Here is a 10,660-nt window from a genome sequence, read left to right as displayed (position 1 = left end):
GGGTTTCCCCATGTGAGAGTAGGTCATCGTCAAGATTAAATTCCGAAACCCCTATCTGCGTATGCAGGTAGGGGTTTTGTTTTGCCCGCAGGAAAATCAGTTCTCCAGGGTTTCTATGCAACGGCTCAGGGCATGGCTATCATGCGGGCCTCATTCTGAGGCGAGACTTGCATGCTGACGTTGTTAAAGCTTCTTAAAGATGGCCGATTCCATTCAGGTCAGGACCTCGGCGTCGCCTTGGGTGTTAGTCGCAGTGCCGTCTGGAAGCAGCTTCAGCATCTCGAGGCTGAGCTTGGATTATCTATCCATAAGGTGCGTGGTCGCGGGTATCAGTTGGCTGCTCCACTGACACTGCTCGATTCGGCCGATATAAAAGCGCACGCGGCCGAATGTGATTGGCCAATACTCATCCTTGATTCGGTTGACTCCACGAATGCCGAGGCGTTGCGTGCTGTTGAGCGTGGCCAGGCTGCACCATTTTTAGTGCTTGCCGAGAGGCAGACTGCAGGTCGGGGTAGGCGTGGACGCAAGTGGGCAAGTCCTTTCGCGGAAAACATCTACTACAGCCTGGTATTGCGCATTGAGGGTGGAATGCGGCAGCTGGAAGGTTTGAGCCTTGTTGTCGGTCTTGCTGTAATGCAAACGCTACGGGCGCTTGGCGTTTCGGGTGCAGGCCTGAAATGGCCTAACGATGTTTTGGTTGGTCAGAAAAAAATCGCCGGAGTATTGCTCGAGTTAGTGGGTGATCCTGCTGATGTGTGTCATGTGGTGTTAGGTGTCGGAATTAATGTGAATATGCAGATGACCGATGAGGTTGATCAGCAATGGACATCCATGCGGCTTGAGACGGGCAAGGTGTTCAATCGCAATCACCTGGTCGCAGAGTTGGGGGTGACGCTCAGGGCATATTTGAATCGCCATCAGCAGGCCGGTTTTTCAGCGATTCATGCTGAGTGGGAGCAAGGTCATATTTGGCAGGGGCGAGCGGTGTCATTGATTGCCGGCGTGAACCGGATAGATGGTGAGGTGCTGGGTATCGACAGTCGGGGTGCCCTGCGCCTGAAGGTGGATGGTGTGGAAAAAGTCTTTAGTGGTGGCGAGCTCAGTCTGAGGTTGCGTGATGATTCTTGAGCTTGACTGCGGTAACAGTTTTATTAAATGGCGTGTGCTCAGTGCAGATGCCAGGCAGGTGATTGGCGAAGGTATTGTCGACTCCTATCTCGCATTGCTCGAAGGCCTGAAGGGGATTGAGGGGCTTGCTCTCGCGCATTGTCGACTGGTCAGCGTGAGAACTGCAGAAGAAACCGAAGCCTTGATATCGCTGCTGGAAGGCGCTTTTGGTGTTTCCGTGATGTGCGCCGCGCCGGCTAGAGAGATAGCGGGGGTGCGCAATGGTTATGAGGATTTTGAGCGACTGGGGCTGGATCGCTGGCTTGCGATGCTTGGTGGCTTTCATTTGGCCTCGGGTCCATGTCTTGTGCTCGATTTTGGCACGGCTGTTACAGCTGACTTTATAGATGGGGATGGCGGGCATCTTGGAGGATTTATCTGTCCGGGGATGTCATTAATGCGTAACCAGCTCCGTACACACACGCGGCGGATTCGCTATGGTGATCTTGCCGCCGAGCGCGCGCTGGAAAGTCTCGTTCCTGGTCGTACGACCGTCGAGGCTGTCGAGAGGGGATGCTCACTTATGCTTAGAGGGTTTGTCCTGACTCAGTTGGAGTTGGCAAGTCGTTATTGGGGTGAGAATTATTCTGTGTTTCTCACGGGGGGAGATGCGGGACTGGTCTCCGAGATTGTGCCTGAGGCCAAGGTGGTTCCGGATCTGGTGTTTGTAGGGTTGGCTATGGCGTGTCCCTTGTCCTGAGGTTTCTATGCGTTGGTTGTTTCTGCTGCTGCTCGTACTAAATGTCTTCTATTACATCTGGCACCAACAAGAGGCTCCGCTGCGTGCGAAGGACGTGACGCCTTTGAGCTTGTACAAGGGGGCGCAGCAGGATATTCGACTGCTGAGCGAGGCGAATGATACGACGCGTGAGAAGGCCAAATCAGCGGTTATAGACGGCAGCTGTCTCTACTTAGGAGGTTTTGCTCGCCAGGAAACTGCTCAGCTTGCAGAAAAGCGTTTGGCTGGTATGGATGTAAAGTTTCAGTCCTTGCCGAAAGACTCCGCCGACTCTGCCGGTTATTGGGTGCGGATAGCCCCTGAAAGCCGGCGTTTTCTGGAAGACTCGCAGCTACAAAACCTTTCCAAAGAATTCAATGAGTTAAAACATAAAATAATGCCTTGCGAGGGGGTTGCACCCGCTGAATAGTTTGCATAGAATGGCGCCCGCTTCGCAGTGAAGACCTTTAACGGTAAGCAGTGTGAAACGAGGTCAACGCAGCTAACCTCAGGTTTTTAATGAGAAAATGCTTGACAGAAGGCTGGCATGATATAGAATGCCGGCTCGCTTAGGAGGGGTTCCCGAGCGGCCAAAGGGATCAGACTGTAAATCTGACGTCTACGACTTCGAAGGTTCGAATCCTTCCCCCTCCACCATTTTTAGCGAGAGCTGCAAGCCTCGCGGGTATAGTTTAGTGGTAGAACCTCAGCCTTCCAAGCTGATGATGCGGGTTCGATTCCCGCTACCCGCTCCAAGTTTGCAGGTTTTGCACAGTGTTGCGCTCTTGTAGCTCAGTTGGTAGAGCACACCCTTGGTAAGGGTGAGGTCAGCGGTTCAAATCCGCTCAAGAGCTCCATATAACAAGGCAGATATGAAAATATCTGCCTTTGTTTTAATGGTAGCGTTCGCGCCATTGTTGTTTTTTGCAGGGCGATCGAGCGGGTGGTTTTGGTGTTGAAGTCAAAGCTGCTGAGTAAATTGTTGTAATGTCTTTTTCGGGCCGGCATAATGGTCGGCCTGATTTTGTTTTAGGTCAGTAGCTCAATTGGCAGAGCGACGGTCTCCAAAACCGTAGGTTGGGGGTTCGATTCCCTCCTGACCTGCCAGATTCACTTGGTGTGTCTGGCTTTCTTTTCACAGGATCTTCATAGATGACTCCTAAAGCTGAAGTTCAAGGCTCTCGCTTCGATCTGCTCAAGTGGCTTGTGGTAGTCGCTTTGGTGGTTGTTGGCGTTGTCGGTAATCAGTATTACTCTGCTTCGCCGATCCTGTATCGCGTACTTGCATTGCTCGCCATTGCTGCTGTAGCTGCCTTTGTAGGCCTGCAGACAGTCAAGGGCAAGTCTTTCTTTGTACTGGTTAAGGAAGCTCGCACTGAAATTCGTAAAGTCGTATGGCCAACTCGCCAAGAAACCACGCAGACCACGCTGATTGTTGTGGCTGTCGTTCTGGTTATGGCGTTGCTGTTGTGGGGGCTTGATTCCCTGCTCGGCTGGCTTGTTTCCTTGATTGTCGGCTAAGGGTGTCCCGTGGCTAAGCGTTGGTACGTTGTGCATGCTTACTCCGGTTACGAGAAGCATGTAATGCGCTCGTTGGTAGAGCGCGTAAAGCTGGCTGGCATGGAAGATGGCTTTGGCGAAATTCTGGTTCCCACTGAAGAAGTGGTTGAAATGCGTAATGGCCAGAAACGCAAAAGCGAGCGCAAGTTCTTCCCAGGTTACGTGCTGGTTCAGATGGACATGAATGAGGGTACTTGGCACTTGGTCAAGGACACTCCTCGGGTGATGGGTTTCATCGGCGGTACCGCTGATAAGCCTGCGCCGATCACAGATAAAGAGGCAGAAGCGATTCTGCGTCGCGTTGCTGATGGTAGCGACAAGCCGAAGCCCAAGACGTTGTTCGAGCCGGGTGAGTCGGTACGTGTCAATGACGGTCCGTTTGCCGATTTTACCGGCACGGTCGAAGAAGTTAACTACGAAAAGAGCCGGATCCAAGTGGCAGTGCTCATTTTCGGTCGCTCTACTCCGGTAGAGTTAGAGTTCAGTCAGGTCGAGAAGGTCTAGCTGAGCAAGCATCCCAACCCCGCAGCCCTAGGCTGTGGGGTTTTGTCGTCACTGGGATAAACGCGCAAGTAACCGGGGAGCCTTTCGAGGCGTTCGAACCCGTAATTGGAGTGCCTCATGGCCAAGAAAATTACCGCTTACATCAAGCTGCAAGTGAAGGCCGCTCAGGCTAACCCAAGCCCACCTGTTGGTCCTGCTTTGGGTCAGCACGGGGTGAACATCATGGAATTCTGCAAGGCTTTCAACGCCCGTACTCAGGGTATTGAACCAGGTCTGCCGACTCCAGTGATCATCACTGTTTATAGTGACCGTAGCTTCACTTTCGAAACCAAGTCCACGCCTGCTTCGGTTCTGCTGAAGAAGGCTGCTGGTCTGACTAGCGGTTCCGCTCGTCCGAACACCGTTAAGGTTGGCACCGTGACCCGTGCTCAGCTGGAAGAAATCGCGAAAACCAAAAACGCGGATCTGACTGCAGCTGATATGGATGCAGCCGTGCGTACTATCGCCGGTTCTGCTCGTAGCATGGGCCTTAACGTGGAGGGTGTGTAATGGCTAAGTTGACCAAGCGTCAAAAGGCTATCGCCGGCAAAATCGAAGCAGGCAAGTCCTACAACTTTGTAGATGCTGCTGCTCTGCTGGCTGAGCTGTCGACTGTCAAGTTCAGCGAGTCGTTCGACGTTGCTGTGAACCTGGGTGTTGACCCGCGTAAATCTGACCAGGTTGTTCGTAGCGCTACTGTGCTGCCACACGGCACTGGCAAGACCGTTCGCGTTGCAGTGTTCACCCAGGGTCCAGCTGCTGAGGCCGCTCTGGCTGCCGGCGCTGACCGTGTAGGTATGGACGACCTGGCTGCCGAAATGAAAGGCGGCGACCTGAACTATGACGTAGTTATCGCATCCCCGGATGCCATGCGCGTTGTGGGTCAGTTGGGTCAGATCCTCGGTCCTCGCGGCCTGATGCCTAACCCTAAAGTCGGCACCGTAACTCCAGACGTAGCTACCGCGGTTAAAAACGCCAAGGCTGGTCAGGTTCGTTATCGCACCGACAAAAACGGCATCATTCACACCTCCGTTGGCAAAGTCGGCTTTGATGCCGTCAAGCTGAAGGAAAACGTTGAAGCCCTGATCGCTGATCTGAAGCGTATCAAGCCAGCTTCCTCGAAAGGTATTTACGTCAAGCGCGTTACCCTGAGCACCACCATGGGTCCAGGTCTGGTCATCGACCAAGGCTCGCTCGACGCGTAAGACACAGATTGGCGCAAGCAATTGCGCCAGTTGAAAGATTGGGGTCCCTGCCTGGCGGGGGCTATCCAAGACCGTAGGCGACGCAAGTCTTAAACCTCAAGCCTACGCAGATGGTGCTCCCGGTTCCTTACCGAATCAGACACCAAAACGACATCCGGCTCAGGCCAGATGAAACGGTAACAAGCAGGAGTTAAACCCGTGGCAATTAATCTCGAAGACAAGAAGGCCATCGTCGCTGAAGTCAACGAGGCTGCCAAAGTTGCCCTGTCCGCTGTTGTGGCTGATGCCCGCGGTGTGACAGTAGGCGCAATGACCGGACTCCGTAAAGAGGCTCGTGAAGCTGGCGTATACGTACGTGTTGTACGTAACACCCTGCTCAAGCGCGCTGTTGCTGACACTGAATACAGTGTCCTCAACGACGTGTTCACCGGCCCGACTCTGATCGCGTTCTCCAAAGATCATCCAGGCGCTGCTGCCCGTTTGTTCAAGGAATTCGCCAAGAGTCAGGATAAGTTCGAGATCAAGGCAGCTGCGTTCGAGGGCAAGTTCCTCGCAGCTAACCAAATCGACGTACTGGCAACACTGCCGACCCGTAACGAAGCTATTTCTCAGCTGATGAGCGTGATTCAAGGCGCTACCAGCAAGTTGGCTCGTACTCTGGCTGCAGTTCGCGAGCAAAAAGAAGCTGCTGCAGCCTAAGGCTGAGCAACTCCTTTCGCGTATTTTTGTTTATTTCGATGGCCGCGTAGGCCGTCCCCCAATTCAGGAAATACAGTAATGTCTATCTCCCAAGAAGATATCCTCAACGCCGTAGCTGAAATGTCGGTTCTGCAGGTTGTTGAGCTGATCAAAGCTTTCGAAGAAAAATTCGGCGTTTCCGCTGCCGCTGCTTCCGCCGGTCCAGCTGCTGCTGCCGCCGTTGTTGAAGAGCAAACTGAATTCAACGTCATGCTGACCGAAGCTGGCGAGAAGAAAGTTAACGTGATCAAGGCAGTACGTGAACTGACCGGTCTGGGCCTGAAAGAAGCCAAGGCAGTAGTTGACGGCGCTCCTGGCATCGTTCTGGAAGCTGTTTCGAAAGACGCAGCTGACAAAGCAAAAGCCACTCTGGAAGAAGCAGGCGCTAAAGTCGAGCTGAAGTAAGCATCGACTTTGCTCCTCCAGCCCGAGCGTTAAGCGAAAGGCTGATGGCTGGTGGCTCTTGCCACCGGCCTTTTTCCGTTATTGGCAGCCGACTGGGTCGGTGTTGATAGCGAGCTGTAACCACCCGATGCGGTGGCGCAAACCATGGGGTTTGCACGATTTTCTGGCTGCTCCCGTCGGGAGGGGCCAAACAAGCAGGTGACCAAGCTGGGGAACGCTGATGGCTTACTCATATACTGAGAAAAAACGTATCCGCAAGGACTTTAGCAAGTTGCCGGACGTCATGGATGTGCCGTACCTCCTGGCCATCCAGCTGGATTCGTATCGTGAATTCTTGCAAGCGGGAGCGACTAAAGATCAGTTCCGCGACGTGGGCCTGCATGCGGCCTTCAAATCCGTTTTCCCGATCATCAGCTACTCCGGCAATGCTGCGCTGGAGTACGTCGGTTATCGCCTGGGCGAGCCGGCATTTGATGTCAAAGAATGCGTATTGCGCGGTGTAACTTACGCCGTACCTTTGCGGGTAAAAGTGCGCCTGATCATTTTCGACAAAGAATCGTCGAACAAAGCGATCAAGGACATTAAAGAGCAAGAAGTCTACATGGGTGAAATCCCCCTGATGACTGAGAACGGTACCTTCGTAATCAACGGTACCGAGCGTGTAATCGTTTCCCAGCTGCACCGTTCCCCGGGCGTGTTCTTCGACCACGACCGTGGCAAGACGCACAGCTCCGGCAAACTGCTGTACTCCGCGCGCATCATTCCTTACCGCGGTTCGTGGCTGGACTTCGAGTTCGACCCGAAAGACTGCGTATTCGTGCGTATCGACCGTCGTCGCAAGCTGCCTGCATCGGTACTGCTGCGCGCGCTCGGCTATACCACTGAAGAAGTGCTCGACGCGTTCTACACCACCAACGTTTTCCACCTGAGCGGCGAAACCCTCAGCCTGGAACTGATTGCTTCGCGTCTGCGTGGTGAAATCGCTGTACTTGATATTCAGGACGAGAAAGGCAAGGTCATCGTTGAGGCTGGTCGCCGTATTACTGCGCGCCACATCAACCAGATCGAAAAAGCCGGTCTCAAGACCCTGGAAGTGCCTCTGGACTACGTCCTGGGTCGCACTACCGCCAAGGCCATCGTGCATCCGGCAACCGGCGAAATCCTGGCAGAGTGCAACACCGAGCTGAACACCGAGATCCTGGCGAAAATCGCCAAGGCCCAGGTTGTTCGTATCGAAACTCTGTACACCAACGATATCGACTGCGGTCCGTTCGTCTCCGACACCCTGAAGATCGACTCCACCAGCAACCAATTGGAAGCGCTGGTCGAGATCTATCGCATGATGCGTCCAGGCGAGCCGCCAACCAAAGACGCTGCCGAGACTCTGTTCAACAACCTGTTCTTCAGCCCTGAGCGCTATGACCTGTCTGCGGTCGGCCGGATGAAGTTCAACCGTCGTATCGGTCGTACCGAGATCGAAGGTTCGGGCGTGTTGTGCAAAGAAGACATCGTCGCGGTTCTGAAGACTCTGGTCGACATCCGTAACGGCAAAGGCATCGTCGATGACATCGACCACCTGGGTAACCGTCGTGTTCGCTGCGTAGGCGAAATGGCCGAGAACCAGTTCCGCGTTGGCCTGGTACGTGTTGAGCGTGCGGTCAAAGAGCGTCTGTCGATGGCTGAAAGCGAAGGCCTGATGCCGCAAGACCTGATCAACGCCAAGCCAGTGGCTGCGGCGGTGAAAGAGTTCTTCGGTTCCAGCCAGCTTTCCCAGTTCATGGACCAGAACAACCCGCTGTCCGAGATCACCCACAAGCGTCGTGTGTCTGCACTCGGCCCTGGCGGTTTGACTCGTGAGCGTGCCGGCTTTGAAGTTCGTGACGTACACCCGACTCACTACGGTCGTGTATGCCCGATTGAAACGCCGGAAGGTCCGAACATCGGTCTGATCAACTCCCTGGCTGCCTATGCGCGCACCAACCAGTACGGCTTCCTCGAGAGCCCGTACCGTGTGGTGAAAGACGCTCTGGTCACCGACGAGATCGTATTCCTGTCCGCTATCGAAGAAGCTGATCACGTGATCGCTCAGGCTTCGGCCACGATGAACGACAAGAAAGTCCTGATCGACGAGCTGGTAGCTGTTCGTCACTTGAACGAGTTCACCGTCAAGGCGCCGGAAGACGTCACCTTGATGGACGTATCGCCGAAGCAGGTAGTTTCGGTTGCAGCGTCGCTGATCCCGTTCCTCGAGCACGACGACGCCAACCGTGCGTTGATGGGTTCGAACATGCAGCGTCAAGCTGTACCAACCCTGCGCGCTGACAAGCCGCTGGTCGGTACCGGCATGGAGCGTAACGTAGCCCGTGACTCCGGCGTTTGCGTCGTGGCTCGTCGTGGTGGCGTTATCGATTCCGTCGACGCCAGCCGTATTGTGGTACGTGTTGCAGATGACGAAGTTGAAACCGGCGAAGCTGGTGTCGACATCTACAACCTGACCAAGTACACCCGCTCCAACCAGAACACCTGCATCAACCAGCGTCCGCTGGTGCGTAAAGGTGATCGGGTTCAGCGCAGCGACATCATGGCCGACGGTCCGTCCACCGATATGGGTGAACTGGCTCTGGGTCAGAACATGCGCATCGCGTTCATGGCATGGAACGGCTTCAACTTCGAAGACTCCATCTGCCTGTCCGAGCGTGTGGTTCAGGAAGATCGTTTCACCACGATCCACATTCAGGAACTGACCTGTGTGGCGCGTGACACCAAGCTTGGGCCAGAGGAAATCACTGCAGACATCCCGAACGTGGGTGAAGCTGCGCTGAACAAGCTGGACGAAGCCGGTATCGTTTATGTAGGTGCTGAAGTAGGCGCAGGCGACATTCTGGTAGGTAAGGTCACTCCGAAAGGCGAGACCCAGCTGACTCCGGAAGAAAAACTGCTGCGTGCCATCTTTGGTGAAAAAGCCAGCGACGTTAAAGACACCTCCCTGCGTGTGCCTACCGGCACCAAGGGTACCGTCATCGACGTACAGGTCTTCACTCGCGACGGTGTTGAGCGTGATGCTCGTGCTCTGTCGATCGAAAAGACTCAACTCGACGAGATCCGCAAGGACCTGAACGAAGAGTTCCGTATCGTTGAAGGCGCAACTTTCGAACGTCTGCGTTCCGCTCTGGTCGGCCACAAAGCCGAAGGCGGCGCCGGTCTGAAGAAAGGTCAGGACATCACCGACGAAGTTCTCGACGGTCTTGAGCATGGTCAGTGGTTCAAACTGCGCATGGCTGAAGATGCTCTGAACGAGCAACTCGAGAAGGCCCAGGCCTACATCGTTGATCGCCGCCGTCTGCTGGACGACAAGTTCGAAGACAAGAAGCGCAAACTGCAGCAGGGCGATGACCTGGCTCCAGGCGTGCTGAAAATCGTCAAGGTTTACCTGGCAATCCGTCGCCGCATCCAGCCGGGCGACAAGATGGCCGGTCGTCACGGTAACAAAGGTGTGGTCTCCGTGATCATGCCGGTTGAAGACATGCCGCACGATGCCAATGGCACCCCGGTCGACGTCGTCCTCAACCCGTTGGGCGTACCTTCGCGTATGAACGTTGGTCAGATCCTTGAAACCCACCTCGGCCTCGCGGCTAAAGGTCTGGGCGAGAAGATCAACCGGATGATCGAAGAGCAGCGCAAAGTGGCTGAACTTCGTAAATTCCTCGACGAGATCTACAACCAGATCGGCGGTCGTAACGAAGATCTGGATAGCTTCTCCGACCAGGAAATCCTGGATCTGGCGAAGAACCTGCGTGGCGGTGTTCCAATGGCCACTCCAGTGTTCGACGGCGCGAAGGAAAGCGAAATCAAGGCCATGCTGAAACTGGCAGACCTGCCGGAAAGCGGCCAGATGCAGCTGACTGACGGTCGTACCGGCAACAAGTTCGAGCGCCCGGTTACTGTTGGCTACATGTACATGCTGAAGCTGAACCACTTGGTAGACGACAAGATGCACGCTCGTTCTACCGGTTCGTACAGCCTGGTTACCCAGCAGCCGCTGGGTGGTAAGGCGCAGTTCGGTGGTCAGCGTTTCGGGGAGATGGAGGTCTGGGCACTGGAAGCATACGGTGCTGCTTACACTCTGCAAGAAATGCTCACAGTGAAGTCGGACGATGTGAACGGCCGTACCAAGATGTACAAAAACATCGTGGATGGCGATCACCGTATGGAGCCGGGCATGCCCGAGTCCTTCAACGTGTTGATCAAGGAAATTCGTTCCCTCGGCATCGATATCGATCTGGAAACCGAATAACACGTGACGCGAATCGAGAGCGGGGCA

10 protein-coding genes and 4 tRNA genes are annotated in these 10,660 nt (G+C 54.7%); all 14 read left to right on the top strand.

What is annotated here, in order from left to right:
* The first annotated feature begins 171 nt into the window (after positions 1–171).
* The 14 genes from birA (at position 172) to rpoB (ending at position 10,633) form a co-directional block, all read left to right on the top strand.
* Positions 172–1,131, top strand: a complete 960-nt coding sequence (gene birA / locus HNR03_RS23970) for a bifunctional biotin--[acetyl-CoA-carboxylase] ligase/biotin operon repressor BirA (RefSeq protein ID WP_259156203.1) — start codon at positions 172–174, stop codon at positions 1,129–1,131.
* Positions 1,121–1,870, top strand: a complete 750-nt coding sequence (locus HNR03_RS23965) for a pantothenate kinase (RefSeq protein WP_259156202.1) — start codon at positions 1,121–1,123, stop codon at positions 1,868–1,870. The genes birA and HNR03_RS23965 overlap by 11 nt, the downstream gene beginning before the upstream one ends.
* Before the next feature lie 7 nt (positions 1,871–1,877).
* On the top strand, positions 1,878–2,318 hold the full coding sequence (locus HNR03_RS23960) for a hypothetical protein (protein ID WP_222588673.1): 441 nt from the start codon (positions 1,878–1,880) through the stop codon (positions 2,316–2,318).
* Between the two features lie 142 nt (positions 2,319–2,460).
* Positions 2,461–2,545 (top strand) — tRNA-Tyr (locus HNR03_RS23955).
* A 24-nt stretch (positions 2,546–2,569) separates the two neighbouring features.
* A tRNA-Gly gene (locus HNR03_RS23950) sits at positions 2,570–2,643 on the top strand.
* 26 nt (positions 2,644–2,669) lie between these two features.
* Positions 2,670–2,745 (top strand) — tRNA-Thr (locus tag HNR03_RS23945).
* Positions 2,746–2,919: 174 nt separating this feature from the next.
* Positions 2,920–2,995, top strand: a tRNA-Trp gene (locus tag HNR03_RS23940).
* A gap of 45 nt (positions 2,996–3,040) precedes the next feature.
* Positions 3,041–3,409 carry a preprotein translocase subunit SecE gene (secE, locus tag HNR03_RS23935; RefSeq protein ID WP_090179217.1) on the top strand — a complete coding sequence of 123 codons (369 nt, stop codon included), beginning with the start codon at positions 3,041–3,043 and terminating at the stop codon, positions 3,407–3,409.
* 9 nt (positions 3,410–3,418) lie between these two features.
* Positions 3,419–3,952 (top strand): transcription termination/antitermination protein NusG, encoded by a 534-nt coding sequence (gene nusG / locus HNR03_RS23930; protein ID WP_007896622.1) that lies wholly within the window; start codon positions 3,419–3,421, stop codon positions 3,950–3,952.
* A gap of 117 nt (positions 3,953–4,069) precedes the next feature.
* Positions 4,070–4,501 (top strand): 50S ribosomal protein L11, encoded by a 432-nt coding sequence (rplK, locus tag HNR03_RS23925; protein WP_003210097.1) that lies wholly within the window; start codon positions 4,070–4,072, stop codon positions 4,499–4,501.
* Positions 4,501–5,196 carry a 50S ribosomal protein L1 gene (gene rplA, locus HNR03_RS23920; RefSeq protein ID WP_007896626.1) on the top strand — a complete coding sequence of 232 codons (696 nt, stop codon included), beginning with the start codon at positions 4,501–4,503 and terminating at the stop codon, positions 5,194–5,196. Before rplK ends, rplA begins: the two co-directional genes overlap by 1 nt.
* Positions 5,197–5,394: 198 nt before the next feature.
* Positions 5,395–5,895, top strand: coding sequence for a 50S ribosomal protein L10 (gene rplJ / locus HNR03_RS23915; protein WP_025215759.1), 501 nt, complete (start codon positions 5,395–5,397; stop codon positions 5,893–5,895).
* A gap of 78 nt (positions 5,896–5,973) precedes the next feature.
* Positions 5,974–6,339 carry a 50S ribosomal protein L7/L12 gene (gene rplL, locus HNR03_RS23910; RefSeq protein WP_123404361.1) on the top strand — a complete coding sequence of 122 codons (366 nt, stop codon included), beginning with the start codon at positions 5,974–5,976 and terminating at the stop codon, positions 6,337–6,339.
* A 220-nt stretch (positions 6,340–6,559) separates the two neighbouring features.
* Positions 6,560–10,633 carry a DNA-directed RNA polymerase subunit beta gene (gene rpoB / locus HNR03_RS23905; protein WP_010467260.1) on the top strand — a complete coding sequence of 1,358 codons (4,074 nt, stop codon included), beginning with the start codon at positions 6,560–6,562 and terminating at the stop codon, positions 10,631–10,633.
* Positions 10,634–10,660: the final 27 nt, after the last annotated feature.

Source organism: Pseudomonas sp. JAI111 (genome assembly GCF_024809425.1).
In the GTDB taxonomy this organism is placed as follows: Bacteria; Pseudomonadota; Gammaproteobacteria; order Pseudomonadales; family Pseudomonadaceae; genus Aquipseudomonas.
Note: the sequence above shows the minus strand (reverse complement) of the source record. Positions and strands in the feature narration are given on the sequence as shown.